This is a genomic window from Micromonospora auratinigra (assembly GCF_900089595.1).
In the GTDB taxonomy this organism is placed as follows: Bacteria; Actinomycetota; Actinomycetes; order Mycobacteriales; family Micromonosporaceae; genus Micromonospora; species Micromonospora auratinigra.
In genome coordinates, this window is the sequence record NZ_LT594323.1 from 5,202,032 (window position 1) to 5,216,883 (window position 14,852).

A 14,852-nucleotide genomic window follows, 5' to 3' on the forward strand; every position below is an offset into this window, starting at 1 on the left:
TCTGATCTCCTCGCCGGCCGGTCGCCGGACCAGGTTGATCACTCACGGTACGAAATACGCCGTCGGCAACTATGCCTTGTCTGACCGGATCATCTCTACCCAGGGCCAGCGTCGAGCGCGGCCCGGTGAGGTCGTATCGTCCCGTCGTGTCCTCTCCGCACACTAAGTCCGCCGCGGTCGCGGCAGCGCTGACGGCGCTCGACGAGGGGCGTACGCCCGAACGGCCGGTGTACCGGGAGGCGGTCCGTACCCTCTTGGCCGTCCTCGCGGAGCGCGCCCCCGGCCGATCGGTGGAGGTGCGGGTTCCACCCTATGGTGCGGTGCAGTGCGTGGCGGGGCCGCGACACACCCGCGGAACACCGCCGAACGTCATCGAAACGGACCCGGCGACCTGGCTGGCGCTGGCCACCGGCCGGCTCGACTGGGCGGCGGCGGTCACCGAGGGTCGCGTACGGGTGAGCGGCAGCCGCGCCGACCTCTCCGCCCACCTGCCCCTCTAGCTGGGCGGGCCCGCCGACACGCATCACGCAGGGCAGGCGAATCGTGACTGTCGGTGGCGACCGGGATTCGCGTACACTGTCAGGCGACGACGGTCCCGGCCGACCGGCGGAGCAGTTCCCCCGACTCCGCCCGGCCAGTCCCCAGCATGAGGGAGCGGCACGTGCCCCGAGGCGATGGCCGGCTGAGCCACGACCTTGACCCCCAACGACCCGGCCCCCAGGACGCCTGTGGCGTCTTCGGTGTCTGGGCGCCCGGCGAAGAGGTCGCCAACCTCACCTACTTCGGGCTCTACGCCCTCCAGCACCGGGGCCAGGAGGCGGCCGGCATCGCGGTGAGCGACGGCACCGGCGTGGTGGTCTACAAGGATCTCGGCCTGGTCGCCCAGGTCTTCGACGAGCCGACCCTGGCCAGCCTGCGCGGGCACCTGGCGATCGGTCACGCGCGCTACTCCACCACCGGCGGCTCGACCTGGGAGAACGCCCAGCCGACCATCCGGGCGACCACGGCCGGCACCACGATCGCGCTGGCCCACAACGGCAACCTGGTCAACACCGCCGACCTCCAGCGCGAGGTCGCCGAGCGGGGCATCGACCCGGACGGGTCGAGCAACGACACCTCGCTGGTGACCATGCTGCTGGCCAGCCGCCCCGACCTGTCGGTGGAGGCCGCCGCGCTGGAGGTGCTGCCGCAGCTGCGCGGCGCGTTCAGCTTCGTCTTCATGGACGAGTCGACCCTCTACGCGGCGCGCGACCCGCACGGCGTACGCCCGCTGGTGCTGGGCCGGCTCGAGCGCGGCTGGGTGGTCGCCAGCGAGACAGCCGCGCTGGACATCGTCGGGGCCAGCGTGGTCCGCGAGGTCGAGCCGGGCGAGCTGATCGCCATCGACGAGGACGGCCTGCGCTCCACCCGGTTCGCCGCGCCGGAGCCCAAGGGCTGCCTCTTCGAGTACGTCTACATCGCCCGCCCGGACGCCACCATCGCGGGCCGGAACGTGCACTCGGCGCGGGTGCAGATCGGCCGTCAGCTGGCCAAGGAGCACCCGGTCGAGGCCGACCTGGTGATCCCGGTGCCCGAGTCCGGCACCCCGGCCGCGATCGGGTACGCCGAGGAGTCCGGCATCACCTACGGCGCGGGCCTGATGAAGAACCCGTACGTGGGGCGCACCTTCATCCAGCCGTCGCAGACCCTGCGTCAGCTCGGCATCCGGCTCAAGCTCAACCCGCTGCGGGAGAACGTCCGTGGCAAGCGCCTGGTGGTGGTGGACGACTCGATCGTGCGGGGCAACACCCAGCGGGCCATCGTCCGGATGCTGCGCGAGGCCGGTGCGTTGGAGGTGCACGTGCGCATCTCGTCGCCGCCGGTCAGCTGGCCCTGTTTCTACGGCATCGACTTCGCCACCCGGGCGGAACTGCTCGCCAACGGGTTGGACAACGAAGGCATCCGGCGGTCGATCGGTGCCGACACGCTGGGTTACGTATCGCTGCCCGGTCTCATCGCCGCGACCGAGCAGCCGAAGACCCGGCTCTGCCGGGCGTGCTTCGATGGGGAGTACCCGATCGACCTGCCGGCCGGGAACCTGATCGGCAAGCACGTGCTCGAAGGAGTGGGCCGGCGGGTCGCCGCGGAGGCGGCCAACGCCACGCCGGAGCCCACCGCCACCCTGGCCGCCACAAACCGCCCATAGCACCACCGACGCGGGGCGGCCGGCGCAGGCGGCCCGCGGGAACCACAAAGGGGAGAACCGTGACGCACGTGTCCGAGCGCAGCGGCGCAGGAACCAGCCCGACGGGCGCCGGCGGCGACCGCCAGCCCTGGACGGCCGGCACCGGCCGCACCACGCGCAAACGCTCGGTCTCGTACGCCGACGCCGGGGTGTCGATCGAGGCGGGCGACCGCGCGGTCGAGCTGCTGAAGTCCAAGGTGAAGCAGACCCGGCGCCCGGAGGTCATGGGCGACCTGGGCGGTTTCGCCGGCCTGTTCCGGCTGGACACCAAGAAGTACAAGAACCCGATCCTGGCCTCGTCCACCGACGGCGTCGGCACCAAGCTGGTGATCGCGCAGCAGCTCGACATCCACGACACGGTCGGTATCGACCTGGTCGCGATGGTCGTCGACGACCTGGTCGCCTGCGGCGCCGAGCCGCTCTTCCTGCTCGACTACATCGCCACCGGCGAGGTCGTCCCGGACAAGGTCGCCGAGATCGGCGCGGGCATCGCCGACGGTTGCCGGTACGCCGGTTGCGCGCTGCTGGGCGGCGAGACCGCCGAGCACCCGGGCGTGCTGCGTCCGGACGAGTACGACATCTCCGCCACCGGTGTCGGCGTGGTGGAGGAGAGCGACATCCTCAGCCCGGAGCGGGTCGAGGTGGGCGACGTGGTCATCGCGATGCGCTCCTCGGGCCTGCACTCCAACGGCTACTCGCTGGTCCGCCACGTGCTGCTGGGCGCGGCCCGGATGCGACTGGACGTGGTGATCGACGACTTCGGCCGGCAGCGCACCCTCGGCGAGGAGCTGCTCACCCCGACCAAGATCTACGCGCAGGACTGCCTCAAGCTGATCGCCGAGGCCGAGGTGCGGGCGCTGTCCCACATCACCGGTGGCGGCATCCCCGGCAACCTGGTGCGGGTGCTGCCGGAGCACGTCGATGCGGTGGTCAACCGCTCGACCTGGAAGCCGCAGCCGATCTTCGACCTGATCCAGTCCAAGGGCCGGATCGAGGACGCGGACATGGAGGCCACGTTCAACATGGGCGTGGGCATGTTCGCCATCGTCTCCGCCGAGGACGCCGACCGGGCGCTGGCCACCCTGACCGGCCGTGGCGTCGACGCCTGGCAGGCCGGCGAGATCATCGAGGGCTCCGGCAACGTGCAGATGATCGGGCAGCACACCCGCGGGTGATCACGCTACGTTGATCATCCGGCCACCTGATCGGGGGTTCACCCGAGTGGCCACCGACGCCTAGCCTGAAGGGCACTTCGGGCCGGGCGGAGGAGGATCCATGGCTGCTCGTACGCACGCCGGGATGCGCGGCATCGCCGCGGTCCCGTCGTACGTGGTGATGCAGCCGACCACGCTCTGCAACCTCGACTGCGCCTACTGCTACCTGCCGATGCGGGCGGCGGACCGGCGGATGCCGGTGGCGGTGGCCGAGGCGGTGGCCGCCTCGGTGAACCCGTGGGCGGCCGCCGGGCGGTTCTCCGTCGTCTGGCACGGCGGGGAGCCCCTCGCGGCGGGGCGGGAGCACCTGGCCGCCCTGATGGCCCCGTTCGGGCCGGCGGTGGAGCATCACGTCCAGACCAACGCCACGTTGGTCGACGACGCCTGGTGCGCGTTCTTCGCCGAGCACGGCGTCCGGGTCAGCGTGAGCGTGGACGGGCCCCGGGAGCGCAACGGCGAGCGGGTCACCCGGGGCGGCCGGCCGGCGTACGACCGGATCGTCGCCGGGGTGGCCGCGCTGCGCCGGCACGGGCTGCCGTTCTCCGCGCTGGCCGTGGTCTCCCGGCCGGAGCCGGGCCTGGCCACCGAGCTGTACGACTACTTCCTCGACCTGGGCTGTGACGTGCTGGGCGTCAACATCGAGGAGACCGAGGGGGTCAACACCCGGACCAACGCCCGCGACGCCGCGGCGGTGACCGGGTTCTGGGCGGAGCTGGTGGCCTCCTGGCGCCGGGATCCCCGGATCCACCTGCGCGAGGTGGAGTGGTCCCTGCGGTACGCGGGCGCCGTCCTGGACGGCACCGCGGAGGGGCTGCTGCCGCGCCGACTCGATCCCATCCCGACCGTCGCCCACGACGGCTCGGTGGTGGTGCTCTCCCCGGAGCTGGCCGGCTTCACCGACCCCCGGTACGGCGACTTCAGCAGCGGCAACGTGCTGACCTCCCCGCTGGCCGAGATCCTCGCCGGCGCGGCGGGTACGCCCTGGGTGGGCGAGTTCCTCGCGGGTGTCGAGGCGTGCCGGTCGTCCTGCCCCTACTTCGGCTTCTGCGGCGGCGGTCACGCGGCCAACCGTTACTTCGAGCTGGGACGGTTCGACGGTACGGAGACCGAACACTGCCGCAACAGCAAGATCCGCCTACTGGAGGGAGTGTTGGAGCATGCCCGAGACCATGAGTCACCGGCAGCCTGAGCGCGTCGGAGGAGCCGACCCCGATCCGGTCGCCGACCGGGTGCGGGAAGCCGCCGTGGGGTTGACCGCGCTGCTCCACGAGGCGGAGACCGCGCGCCGACTGCGGGCGGAGGTGTCGGGTGGTGACGGGGCCAGCGCGGTCTGCGCGTGGAACCACTTCGAGAACATCCCGACGTTCTACAACTGGAACAACCGCCCCCGCTGAGCGGAGATGTCCGCAGATCAGGGACCCGCCGGAGGCCGGAGTGCTCCGGGGCGGCGAGGTCCCTGATCGTAGGCGCTCGGCGCTGCGTCAGCTGGGCACATGCGTGAGCACGCGGGGAGTTACCGCGTGCTCAGATGCGACCGGTGGTCAGCGGGTCGGACGGGCCCAGGTGTCCGGGTCGTCGTCCGCGTGATCCTCATCATCGTCGTCGACATACTCTTTGTAGTCGTCGTCGAAGTGCTGTTCAGACTTTCCCCCAGCACCCGCCAACTCGCGCTGCAAGGCGGTGAGGTCGGTGTTCGGGGAGTGGTACTTCAACTCCCGGGCCACCTTCGTCTGCTTGGCCTTAGCACGGCCGCGCCCCATGGCTCGACCCCCTCGCACAGAATGCGGGGCAGCCCGAAGGCGGGCCCCGATGACGTCAGGCATCTCTCGTGGCTCTTACGGTACATGGGGATGCCACCGTTCGGCACCTCGGGTTACCGTCAGCCGGCCCTGCGCGTCGCAGTTGTCCGGCCGTCACACAGTGTACCCGGTAAGGGGTGGAACCGGTGTCGGCCGTGACAGCGGCCAAAGAGGTGCGAAACGTCCCGATTTGGAGTTTAACGTCCCGCCGGGAGCCGCCTGCTCCGGGGGTGGAGCCACCGCCCCACCCCCGCAGTGACGTTCAGCGCAGGTGGATCGTCCGCAGCCGGCCGACCTCGGCCATCCGCCGCTCGGCGAGCCGGTCCGCGGCGACCGCCGGCGGGACCCCCTCGTCGTCGGCGAGCCGCAGGATCTCCCGGGTGGTGTCGTAGATCCGGGTGGCGCGCAGCTTCGCCCGCTCGAAGTTGAAGCCCTCGATCTCGTCGGCGACCTGGATCACGCCGCCGGCGTTCACCACGTAGTCCGGCGTGTAGAGGATGCCCCGGTCGGCGAGGACCTTCTCGATGCCCGGATGGGCCAGCTGGTTGTTCGCCGCGCCGGTGACCACCTTGGCCCGCAGCACCGGCACCGTGTCGTCGTTCAGGGCGCCGCCCAGCGCGCACGGGGCGTACACGTCGATGTCGGCGGCGACCAGCGCGGCGGTGTCGTCCACCAGCTCGACCTGCGGGTGGTTGGCGCGCACCCACTCCAGGGCCTTCGGGTTCACGTCGGTCGCCACGACCTCCGCGCCGTCGGACAGCAGGTGCGCGATGAGGTACTTGCCGACCTTGCCCAGCCCGGCCACCCCGACCCGGCGGCCGGCGAGGGTCGGCGCGCCCCAGACGTGCTCGGCGGCGGCGCGCATGCCCTGGAAGACGCCCCAGGCGGTGAGGATCGACGAGTCGCCGGCCCCGCCGTGCTCGACGCTGCGACCGGTGACGTACCGGGTCTCCCGGGCGATCACGTCCATGTCGGCCACGTAGGTGCCCACGTCGCAGGCGGTGTAGTAGCGCCCGTTGAGCGACTCGACGAAGCGGCCGTACGCGCGCAGCAGCGCCTCGCTCTTGACCTGCTCCGGGTCACCCCAGATGACCGCCTTGCCGCCGCCGAGGTCCAGGCCGGCCAGGGCGTTCTTGTACGCCATGCCCCGGGACAGGTCGAGCACGTCGGCGAGGGCGTCGGCCTCGCTGGCGTACGGGTAGAACCGGGTGCCGCCCAGCGCGGGGCCCAGCGCGGTGGAGTAGATCCCGATGATCGCCTTCAGGCCGGACTGCTTGTCCTGGCAGAACACGACCTGTTCGTGACCGGTGGATCCCGGGTCGTCGGTGCTGGCGAATACGCCCATGGCTGACTCCTGTGTGGGTGTGCGCCCTTGTGGGGCGCGGACCTCGTGTGCACGCCGGCGGGATGCTGCCGGTCCTGCTGAGCCTAATATCGGCCGGAGCCCCACTGTCGCCCACGTCACGTCGCCCCGACACGTCGACGGCAGTCGGGTCCCGTCTCGTGGGAGGATCGCGCCGTGCCGTCGCTCTTCGCTTCTTACCTGCGCGTGTACGAGCCGTTGACCGCCTTCGACCGGGAACGCCAGTCCTACTGGCGCCGGTACGTCAACGAGGGCCGGGCGGTCGCCCCGCTGGAGGGGCCGGTACGCCAGCGGACCTCGGTCATCGAGGCGCTCGGCGCGGGCTGGACCCGCCTGCCGGACCTGCCGGACGAGGCGTACGTGCTGGAGACCGACGAGGCCCTGCTGGTCTGCCCGTGGAACCTGCGCGTCCGGGTGGCCGAGGCGGCCCTGAACGCCCGCGAGGGTGTCCCCTCGGTGCTGGCCGACGCGTTCGTGCCGCCGACCCTGGCCGGCCAGGCGAAGGCGGTGGTGGAGGACTGGCGCAGCGGGGCGCGGGTGCTGGAGCACGGCGTGCCGCGACTGCACGAGCAGGTCGCCACCTGGGGGGTGCCGCTGCGTTGGTTCGTGCTCTTCGACGCCGACGAGCGGCACCTGGTGACCGACCCGGCCCGGCGGGCGCTGCGCTACCGCACCGAGATCTCCAAGGCCCGTCGCCGGTCGTCCCGGGCGCTCTCGGTGCTGCGCAAGTCGGTCGGCGAGGCGCCGATCACCGAGGCGGTCGAGGAGGCCGCCCGCTGGCTCGAGGAGTTCCACCCACGCTCGGTGGTGGAGCTGGACTACGGCGGGCTGGTGCAGCTGCTGCCGGACGAGACCCTCGCCGCCGACGACTCGACCGAGCTGGTCGCGAACGGGCTGGCCGGGCTGTCCCGCGGTGAGGCGGAGGAGGCCTCGGCGGCGTACGACAAGCTGGTCGCCCGGTGGCGCGCGGTGCAGCTGCTGGAGCGGTGCAACTAGCGCCGGCCCGAGCCCGCCTCACGTCCGGCTGGACCGGCAGCCCGATTTGCCCGATTGAGCCCTCTCGATGCGAGAGTGTCTCGTAGTTGACGCATCACGAACCGTGATCATGAGTCCGAATAAGGTAGTTTCTGCGGTGTAAAAGTCGTAAAAATCGGGCATGGTTCATCCGTCCGTCTAGGGACCTTCAGCCGTTCGGCCCATGTCGGACATCGGGGACTAGCCGGACCATGGGAGACGCGTCGGCCGGCGGGACCCCGGCCGATGTCTATACATGTGGAGGAGTGACCCCGATGGCATCGCGAACGCACGAACCAGAGCCGCTACTCACGCCGGCCGAGGTGGCGTCGATGTTCCGTGTCGACCCGAAGACGGTGACCCGGTGGGCCAAGGCTGGCAAGCTCAGCGCCATCCGGACCCTGGGCGGCCACCGCCGTTACCGCGAGTCGGAGGTTCGGGCCCTGCTGCAGGGGCAGATCCCCCAGCAGCGCCAGGGAGACTGATCCCGGACCCGTCACAGGCGTTCCGATCAGGGGCGGCCGGACGTACGCGAGAGCGACGATCCCGCCGCCCTTCGTCGTGTCCGGGGCCGTTCTCCCGACCCGGGCCGTGGCCGCCCTAGCGGTCCAGCACGATCCGCAGCCCGACCGTGCCCTGCTCGCCCCGGCGCAGCCGGCTGCCCAGCAGGCTCAGCCGCCCGATCAGCCGGTACTTCTGCTTCAACAGGCCCCGGATCCGCCGGGTCGCCTCCGCGTCGACGATCGTCGCGTGCGCCGGCACCGCCTCGCCGTGCGGCCGCCCCCGGACGTCGCACGGCGCCACGGTCACCCGGCCGTCCCGCCGGATCCGCTTCACCTTGCCGGCGTCCGACACCGTCCACGCCGCCAGCGCGTCGCCGTCGCGCACCGCCCAGACCGGCGTCGGCACCGCCCGACCGTCCTTCCGGAAGGTCGTCAGCAGCACGTACTTCTCCGCCGCCAGGCGGTCCAGGTCCGTCACGCCGCCCAGGATACGTCGGTGCCGGCGATCCCAGGTCCGGATAGCGTGATCGCCGTGAGCGCGAGGAGTGAGCCGGGTCCGCGAACCCCGCAGTCGCGAACAGGGACGGGGCCGGTGCAAGGGGAACCCACGATCGGCGACGTGTTCGGCGAGATGATCCGCGACGCGTACGCGGTCGCCACCGGCATCGGCCCCCGGCCGCTCGTCGGCGGGCGGCTGCCCCGGCCGGTCATCGAGATCATCGAGCGGGACGACGGCCTGGTGAACGGTGCGCCCGCCCAGCACTACCTGGACCCGCCGGAGGCGTGGCAGCCGTACGACCACCGGGCGGTGGACCGGGTCGAGGGCCGGGTGCTGGACGTCGGCGTCGGCGCCGGCCGGATCGCGCTGCACCTCCAGGCGCGGGGGGTGCCGGTCACCGGGCTGGACACCTCCGAGGGCGCGCTGCGGGTCTGCCGGCACCGGGGCGTACGCGACCTGGTCTGGGGCACCGTCGACGAGCACGCCGACGTCGGCCCGCGGTACGACACGTTCCTGCTGCTCGGCAACAACGTGGGGCTGTTCGAGGGGCGGGACCGGGCCCCGGCCTTCCTGGCCGCGCTCGCCGCGCTGGCCCGGCCCGGCGCGACGATCATCGCGCACGGCACCGACCCGTACGGCACCACCGACCCGGTGCACACCGGCTACCACGAGCTGAACCGCCGGCGTGGCCGGCTCGGCGGCCAGCTCCGGCTGCGGCTGCGCTACCGGATGCTCGGCACCGGCTGGTTCGACTATCTGGTGTGCTCGGTGGACGAACTCGCCGAGCTGGTGCACGGCACGCCGTGGCGACTGGTCGACGTGGACGACGCCGACCGTCCCTACTACCTCGCCACCCTCCGGCTGCGCTGAGCGGTGGGCTCCGCCCGGGAGCCCACCGCCGCTCGGCTCAGACCTGCACGGTGGGGGTGGTCTCCTGGGGCGGCAGGCCGCCGTCGCCGTCGACCACCTCGTCGGGGGTGCCGTCCTCGTCGATGTCGACCATCGTGATGTCGACCTTGCCGTCACCGTCGGTGTCGAACTGGAACAGGTCGGCCTTGCCGTCGCCGTCGGTGTCGACCACCCAGACGTCGGTCTTCCCGTCGTTGTTGGTGTCCGCGCGGAGCAGGTCGACCCGCTCGTCGCCGCGGGTCTCGACGGTCTCGGTGTTCTCCGTGCTCTCCGGTGCCTGGCTCATCTGCGTCCTTCCCTCGGCGGTCGGGGCCGTCTGTACCCGATCCGGCGCGCCCCCACGCATGCCGTCCGGGCCGGCCCTGCATAGGGTCGCACCCAGGAACGAGCGGAGCGTACGGCCCGGCGCGGCGGAGACCCCGCGCGTCACCGCACGCGGCGAGGGGACGTCATGAGTGGTCGTTTTGTGGTCGTCGGGGCCGGCACCATGGGCCTCGGCATCGCGTACGTCGCGGCCGGTGCCGGCTACGCGGTCGAACTGGTCGAGGTGGACGCCGAACGCGGTGCCGCCGCGCGTCGCCGACTCGGCGAGCTGTGGGAGCGCGGGGTCCAGCGCGGCAAGCTGACCGCCGACGAGGCGGCGGCGAACCGGGAGCGGGTCACCCTGCGGGCCGGGCTCGGCGCGGTGGCGGAGGGCCCGGACGTGATCGTCGAGGCGGTCCCCGAGCGACTCGACCTCAAGCGCGCGGTGCTGCGCGAGGCCGAGGAGCGGCGTCCCGCCCTGCTCGGCAGCAACACCTCCAGCATCCCGATCGCCGAGCTGGCCGACGGGCTGGACCGGCCGGCGGACTTCCTCGGGCTGCACTTCTTCAACCCGGTCTGGGCGATGGCGCTGCTGGAGATCGTGGTCGGACCGGCCACCGCGCCGGCGACCACCGAGGCGGCCGTCGCGCTCGCCGGCCGGTTGGGCAAGGACCCCGTCGTCGTACGCGACCTGCCCGGCTTCGCCACCTCCCGGCTCGGGGTGACCCTCGGGCTGGAGGCGATCCGGATGGTCGCCGACGGGGTGGCCTCCCCCGCCGACATCGACAAGGCGATGGTGCTCGGATACCGGCACCCGGTCGGCCCGCTGGAGCTGACCGACCTGGTCGGGCTGGACGTCCGCCTCGACATCGCGCGCACCCTCCAGGCCGCGTACGGCGACCGGTTCGCGCCGCCGGCGCTGCTGGTCGAGATGGTGGCCGCCGGAAAGCTCGGCAAGAAGTCCGGTCAGGGCTTCTACACCTGGACGGACGGGGGCAAGGCGTGAGCGGGCTGCGGATCGAGGAGCTGCCGGACCGGCTGGTGGTAACGCTGGACCGGCCGGAGAAGCGCAACGCGATCGACGCCGACCTGATCGCCGAGCTGCACGCGGTCTGCGCCGAGCTGGAGGCCAACCCCCGGCTGCTGCTGCTCACCGGCGGTGCGGCCGGCATCTTCGCCGGTGGCGCCGACATCGGCCAGCTCCGCGAGCGCGGTCGGCTGGACGCGCTGGCCGCCATCAACCAGGCCGCCTTCGCCCGGATCCGGGCGCTGCCGATGCCGACCGTCGCGGCCGTGGACGGCCCGGCGCTGGGCGGCGGCGCGGAACTGGCGTACGCGTGCGATCTCCGGGTCTGCACGGCGCGTGCGGTGTTCGGCCAGCCCGAGGTGCGGCTGGGCATCCTGGCGGGCGCGGGCGCGACCCACCGGTTGCCGGCGCTGATCGGCGAGGCCCGGGCCAAGGAGCTGCTCTTCACCGGCCGGCGGGTGGACGCCGACGAGGCGCTGCGGATCGGCCTGGTGAACCGGGTGGTGGGCGAGCCGGCCGAGCTGCTGCCCACCGCGCACGCCCTGCTCGACGAGATCGCGAAGGGTTCCGCGCTGGCGGTCCGGCTGACCAAGCTCGCCGTGGACGCCCCGCCCGCCGCGCACCCGCAGCTCGACCTGCTGAGCCAGGCGGTGCTCTTCGAGGACGAGGAGAAGCACCGGCGGATGACCGATTTCCTGGAGCGCCGTCGCTCCCGCTGACGGCCCCGGACGCGACGAGGGCCGCACCGGTTGCTCCGGTGCGGCCCTCGTCGGTACGCGGTCAGTGCCGGATCTGCACCCCGGCCTCGGCCAGCGCGAGGATCACGCGCGCGGACTCACCGAAGCCGATCACCAGCACGGCGTCCGCCCCGAAGTCCTTGATCTGCCGGGCCCCGTCGCCGAAGTCCACCGGCGGCGCCTTGGGGTTGGCCGGCGGCGCGTACGACAGCAGCTTGACCCGGTCGGCGCCGAGGCCGGCCCGCTCCAGCTCGGCACGGACGTTCTCCTGGAGGCCCTCGCCGTAGGAGTCCTTCCGGGCCACGATGGCGATCTTGTGCGGGCCGTCCCGGAGGATCACGTCGGCCAGCGCCCGCCCCTGGAGGCTGTCCGGCGGCGCGGTACGGAAGTAGAGGCCCTTGTCGTCCACCGTGGTCAGGCCGGCGTCGGTGTTCGACGGGGAGAAGAGCACCCGGCCGGCCGCCACCACGTCCGGCAGCACCGCCCGGGAGATGCCCGACGCGGCGGCACCGATGATCACGTGCACGCCCTTGGCGACGTGCGACGCCACGGTGGCCTTGGCGATCTGCGGGTTGGTGCCGTCGTCGCCGTCGATCCAGGTCACCGGCGCGCCGAGCACCCCGCCGGCGGAGTTGACGTCCTTGAGCGCCAGCGCCGCCCCGGCCGCGATCGGCGGGTACGCCAGCGCCAGGTCACCGGTCTTCGGCAGCAGGCCGCCGAGGATCAGCGGCGCGCCGGCCGCCTTGTCGACCTTGTCGCCGCGCTGCCGCTTCGCCCGCGGCGGGGCCTTGGTGCTCGCGCCCGACTCGTCACCGGCGCCGACGAACTCCGTCTTGCCGTCGTCGATCTTCTCGTCGTCGAAGTGCAGGGTGGCGTAGCTGGCCGTGGCCGGCTCGCCGGCGTCGGTGAACCCGGCCCGGTTCAGCGACACCCCCCGGTACTCGATGTCCTGGCCGTTGCGGGCCAGCCGCAGGCAGGTCGCCGGGTCGTCGCAGCGCTGACCGTTGGTGGTCACCCCGACGATCTGCTCGGCGATCCGACGCGGGTCGGTGCTGCCGGCCAGCTGCGCGGCGAGCGAGCTGATCACCACGGCGTCGTACGTCTCGGCCGAGTAGAGGTAGTCCTTCAGCCCCGGGTCTACCGTGCGTAGCCGCTCCTTGAAGCTCTCCGGCAGCGGCGTGAGCGGGATGGTGCCCTTCATGCCGTTGACGAGGTCCCCGCGGTCCTTCAGCTCGGCCACGTACGAGTTCTGCATGTTGCCGTCGGTGCCGTAGAGGCGCACCTGGGTGCTGGTGGTCGCCCCCTCGGGCTTGTCGCTCCCGCAGCCGCTGGTGGCGAGCAGGAGCGCCGCGCAGGCCACGGAGATGGCCGCGCGCGACGCGCGTGATACGAACATGGTCGTCCTTCCTCCGGCGAAGGTCCGCTGCGCACATTAGCGTGTCGTCGCGGGTCTCGGGACCGTGGAGCCCGCTGCGTCGGCAGCACGACTACGGCCATCACTGCGCGTGACCGGGGTGCTGTTCACGGGTCACCGCTTGACCCCTCGTCCTACGCTTCCGCAGGTGACCGACGAAGCACAGCAGACGCTGGACGACGCGACCGCCGTGCTCCGTTCGGCCCTGGCCGGCGACGGTGACGCGGTGGTGGGCACCTTCGACGCCGTGGTGGACCGCTCCGGTCTGGTCGGGGCGTACGGGGTGGCCTGGTGTCTCGCCGCCACCATGGTCGGCGACGACGCGCCGGCCGGCGGCGCGGCCCTCGACTTCCCCGGCATCGACCAGGCCGACTACGACACCCGGTGGGTGGCCCGCTTCGTCAGCGCGTACGCCAACGACGACATCGACACCGGTGAGGCGCTCTTCGGGGCCGCGGTGGCCGACGGGCTGCTGCCCGACTGCCTGCTCACCCTCGCCGGGTCGACGGTGGCCACGCTGCGCAGCCGGGCCGGCTGAAACCCGGCCGGTGCGGCGTCGACGGCCCGCCGACGCCGTACCGGCGCAGGTCAGAACGCGTGGTACGCCTCCAGCGGCTCGTACTCGTAGCGCAGGTTGCTGAACCGGATCCGGAAGCTGACCCCGTCCCGGACGTTGGTGGCCACCGTCACGAAGCCGGAGTTCGCCGGCAGGTAGGTCAGGTAGTTGCAGGCGTCCGTCCGGTCGACGAAGACGACGCACGCCTCGGTGCCGAACTCGCTGGCGTTGCGGACGTTGATGTCCCGGCAGCGGGTGCTGGTCCGGTAGGTGCCGGCCTCACCGCCCCACGCGCCGGTGTCGAAGTAGGAGCGCTTCGCGCCGCCGTAGCAGGTGGCGTAGCCGGCGGCCAGGTTCGGGCCGGCGGGTTCGGCCCGGGCGGGGGAGCCGGACGCGAGCAGGGAGAGCGCCGCTGTCGTGGCGAGCAGACGGGCGGCCGGGGATGCCATCGGGGATGCCTCCAGGGGGTAGGGAACCCTGAGTTGCGGTCAGGGAACCGAGCGTGAAGATGGTAACTGTCGATCTCCGCGCCGCCTCATCCCGTCCGGGTCCTACCGCTGTGATAGCTGTGGTGCATGTCCGAGGCGATGCTCAGCAAGGTCCGCAAGCTGCTCGCCCAGGCCGAGGACCCGGCCTGCACGCCGGCCGAGTCGGCCGCCTTCATGGCCAAGGCGACCGAGTTGATCGCCCGGTACGGCGTGGACCGGGCGCTGCTCGCCGCCCGGGCGCCCGCCACCGACCCGGTGGGCGACCGGGTGGTCGACGTCGTCGCCCCGTACGCCCGGGACAAGGCGGGACTGCTCGCGGCCGTCGCCGAGCCGCTGCGCTGCCGCGCTGTGCGCCGCCGGGAGGGCGCCGGCTTCGCGATGCACCTGTTCGGCTTCGCCAGCGACCTGGAACGGGTCGAGCTGCTCTTCACCTCGCTGCTGGTGCAGGCCGCGCACGGGTTGGCCGGTGCCGCCGTACCGGCCGGGGAGCATCCGGCCGCCTTCCGGCGTACCTGGCTGGCCGGCTTCGCGTACGTGGTGGCGGAGCGGCTGCGGGCGGCCGAGGCCGGCGCGGTCGCCGCCTCCGGGGAACCCTCGGTGGCGCTGGTGCTCGCCGACCGCTCCGACCGGGTCCGGCGCCGGCTCACCGAGGTCTACCCGAGGCTGCGCACCGCGCCCAGCCGGCGGCTCGCGGGCACCGGCTTCGGCTCCGGTGCGGCGGCCGGCCACCGGGCCGACCTGGGCGGCACCGGGGTGAGCGGCGGAGCGGCGACGACGCGCGGCATCGGCCGCTGACCCACCT

The 14,852-nt window shown here is 72.6% G+C and carries 18 protein-coding genes; 12 read left to right on the plus strand and 6 right to left on the minus strand.

The features are described from left to right. The first annotated feature begins 146 nt into the window (after nt 1-146). The 5 genes from GA0070611_RS23425 to amcA all read left to right on the plus strand — a co-directional run bounded on the left by GA0070611_RS23425 (nt 147) and on the right by amcA (nt 4,832). On the plus strand, nt 147-500 hold the full coding sequence (locus GA0070611_RS23425) for a sterol carrier family protein (protein WP_091668138.1): 354 nt from the start codon (nt 147-149) through the stop codon (nt 498-500). A gap of 161 nt (nt 501-661) precedes the next feature. Continuing rightward, the gene (gene purF / locus GA0070611_RS23430) at nt 662-2,185 is read left to right on the plus strand and encodes an amidophosphoribosyltransferase (RefSeq protein ID WP_091668141.1); all 1,524 of its coding nucleotides are present in this window, start codon (nt 662-664) and stop codon (nt 2,183-2,185) included. Between the two features lie 59 nt (nt 2,186-2,244). Continuing rightward, a complete protein-coding gene (gene purM, locus GA0070611_RS23435) occupies nt 2,245-3,399 on the plus strand; it encodes a phosphoribosylformylglycinamidine cyclo-ligase (RefSeq protein ID WP_091668144.1) in 1,155 nt (384 codons plus the stop codon). Between the two features lie 124 nt (nt 3,400-3,523). Then, a complete protein-coding gene (gene amcB, locus GA0070611_RS23440; RefSeq protein WP_197676032.1) occupies nt 3,524-4,627 on the plus strand; it encodes a cyclophane-forming radical SAM peptide maturase AmcB in 1,104 nt (367 codons plus the stop codon). Continuing rightward, nucleotides 4,596-4,832, plus strand: coding sequence for a multiple cyclophane-containing RiPP AmcA (amcA, locus tag GA0070611_RS23445; RefSeq protein ID WP_091673339.1), 237 nt, complete (start codon nt 4,596-4,598; stop codon nt 4,830-4,832). The genes amcB and amcA overlap by 32 nt, the downstream gene beginning before the upstream one ends. A gap of 147 nt (nt 4,833-4,979) precedes the next feature. On the opposite strand, the gene GA0070611_RS23450 is transcribed toward amcA, so the two are convergent. Both GA0070611_RS23450 and GA0070611_RS23455 read right to left on the minus strand, forming a co-directional pair. Then, nucleotides 4,980-5,198, minus strand: a complete 219-nt coding sequence (locus GA0070611_RS23450; protein WP_091668151.1) for a DUF3073 domain-containing protein — start codon at nt 5,196-5,198, stop codon at nt 4,980-4,982. A gap of 301 nt (nt 5,199-5,499) precedes the next feature. Then, on the minus strand, nt 5,500-6,582 hold the full coding sequence (locus GA0070611_RS23455) for a Glu/Leu/Phe/Val family dehydrogenase (protein WP_091668155.1): 1,083 nt from the start codon (nt 6,580-6,582) through the stop codon (nt 5,500-5,502). A gap of 174 nt (nt 6,583-6,756) precedes the next feature. On the opposite strand from GA0070611_RS23455, the gene GA0070611_RS23460 reads away from it, so the two are divergent. Together GA0070611_RS23460 and GA0070611_RS23465 are read left to right on the plus strand one after the other, a co-directional pair. Then, on the plus strand, nt 6,757-7,596 hold the full coding sequence (locus tag GA0070611_RS23460) for a hypothetical protein (protein ID WP_091668158.1): 840 nt from the start codon (nt 6,757-6,759) through the stop codon (nt 7,594-7,596). Between the two features lie 293 nt (nt 7,597-7,889). Beyond that, entirely contained in the window at nt 7,890-8,099 is a 210-nt protein-coding gene (locus tag GA0070611_RS23465; protein WP_007073996.1) for a BldC family transcriptional regulator, read from the plus strand. A gap of 115 nt (nt 8,100-8,214) precedes the next feature. On the opposite strand, the gene GA0070611_RS23470 is transcribed toward GA0070611_RS23465, so the two are convergent. Further along, nucleotides 8,215-8,595: a PPOX class F420-dependent oxidoreductase gene (locus GA0070611_RS23470; RefSeq protein ID WP_091668161.1), complete on the minus strand. Its 381-nt coding sequence runs from the start codon at nt 8,593-8,595 to the stop codon at nt 8,215-8,217. Nucleotides 8,596-8,709: 114 nt separating this feature from the next. Between GA0070611_RS23470 and GA0070611_RS23475 the strand changes: the two genes are divergently transcribed. Then, nucleotides 8,710-9,486 (plus strand): class I SAM-dependent methyltransferase, encoded by a 777-nt coding sequence (locus GA0070611_RS23475; RefSeq protein ID WP_091668165.1) that lies wholly within the window; start codon nt 8,710-8,712, stop codon nt 9,484-9,486. Between the two features lie 37 nt (nt 9,487-9,523). Here the strand turns inward: GA0070611_RS23475 and GA0070611_RS23480 are convergent, their stop codons facing one another. Further along, nucleotides 9,524-9,811, minus strand: a complete 288-nt coding sequence (locus GA0070611_RS23480) for a hypothetical protein (protein ID WP_091668169.1) — start codon at nt 9,809-9,811, stop codon at nt 9,524-9,526. Nucleotides 9,812-9,976: 165 nt separating this feature from the next. Between GA0070611_RS23480 and GA0070611_RS23485 the strand changes: the two genes are divergently transcribed. Beyond that, entirely contained in the window at nt 9,977-10,834 is an 858-nt protein-coding gene (locus GA0070611_RS23485; RefSeq protein ID WP_091668174.1) for a 3-hydroxyacyl-CoA dehydrogenase family protein, read from the plus strand. Next, the gene (locus tag GA0070611_RS23490; protein WP_091668177.1) at nt 10,831-11,574 is read left to right on the plus strand and encodes an enoyl-CoA hydratase/isomerase family protein; all 744 of its coding nucleotides are present in this window, start codon (nt 10,831-10,833) and stop codon (nt 11,572-11,574) included. Before GA0070611_RS23485 ends, GA0070611_RS23490 begins: the two co-directional genes overlap by 4 nt. Before the next feature lie 61 nt (nt 11,575-11,635). On the opposite strand, the gene GA0070611_RS23495 is transcribed toward GA0070611_RS23490, so the two are convergent. Continuing rightward, nucleotides 11,636-12,988 carry an ABC transporter substrate-binding protein gene (locus GA0070611_RS23495; protein ID WP_091668182.1) on the minus strand — a complete coding sequence of 451 codons (1,353 nt, stop codon included), beginning with the start codon at nt 12,986-12,988 and terminating at the stop codon, nt 11,636-11,638. A gap of 166 nt (nt 12,989-13,154) precedes the next feature. Here GA0070611_RS23495 and GA0070611_RS23500 point away from each other — a divergent pair, with 166 nt between their 5' ends. Beyond that, nucleotides 13,155-13,544 carry a hypothetical protein gene (locus GA0070611_RS23500; protein ID WP_091668186.1) on the plus strand — a complete coding sequence of 130 codons (390 nt, stop codon included), beginning with the start codon at nt 13,155-13,157 and terminating at the stop codon, nt 13,542-13,544. A gap of 50 nt (nt 13,545-13,594) precedes the next feature. Here the strand turns inward: GA0070611_RS23500 and GA0070611_RS23505 are convergent, their stop codons facing one another. After that, on the minus strand, nt 13,595-14,011 hold the full coding sequence (locus GA0070611_RS23505) for a hypothetical protein (RefSeq protein WP_091668190.1): 417 nt from the start codon (nt 14,009-14,011) through the stop codon (nt 13,595-13,597). Between the two features lie 126 nt (nt 14,012-14,137). Between GA0070611_RS23505 and GA0070611_RS23510 the strand changes: the two genes are divergently transcribed. Then, entirely contained in the window at nt 14,138-14,845 is a 708-nt protein-coding gene (locus GA0070611_RS23510; RefSeq protein WP_091668195.1) for a DUF2786 domain-containing protein, read from the plus strand. Nucleotides 14,846-14,852 lie beyond the last annotated feature (7 nt).

Coding starts and splice junctions, on each gene's coding strand:
- GA0070611_RS23510 (WP_091668195.1), top strand. CDS start 14,138: ATGTCCGAGGCGATGCTCAGCAAGGTCCGCAAGCTGCTCGCCCAGGCC.
- GA0070611_RS23465 (WP_007073996.1), top strand. CDS start 7,890: ATGGCATCGCGAACGCACGAACCAGAGCCGCTACTCACGCCGGCCGAG.
- GA0070611_RS23480 (WP_091668169.1), bottom strand. CDS start 9,811: ATGAGCCAGGCACCGGAGAGCACGGAGAACACCGAGACCGTCGAGACC.
- GA0070611_RS23505 (WP_091668190.1), bottom strand. CDS start 14,011: ATGGCATCCCCGGCCGCCCGTCTGCTCGCCACGACAGCGGCGCTCTCC.
- GA0070611_RS23495 (WP_091668182.1), bottom strand. CDS start 12,988: ATGTTCGTATCACGCGCGTCGCGCGCGGCCATCTCCGTGGCCTGCGCG.
- GA0070611_RS23450 (WP_091668151.1), bottom strand. CDS start 5,198: ATGGGGCGCGGCCGTGCTAAGGCCAAGCAGACGAAGGTGGCCCGGGAG.
- amcB (WP_197676032.1), top strand. CDS start 3,524: ATGCGCGGCATCGCCGCGGTCCCGTCGTACGTGGTGATGCAGCCGACC.
- GA0070611_RS23455 (WP_091668155.1), bottom strand. CDS start 6,582: ATGGGCGTATTCGCCAGCACCGACGACCCGGGATCCACCGGTCACGAA.
- amcA (WP_091673339.1), top strand. CDS start 4,596: ATGCCCGAGACCATGAGTCACCGGCAGCCTGAGCGCGTCGGAGGAGCC.
- GA0070611_RS23485 (WP_091668174.1), top strand. CDS start 9,977: ATGAGTGGTCGTTTTGTGGTCGTCGGGGCCGGCACCATGGGCCTCGGC.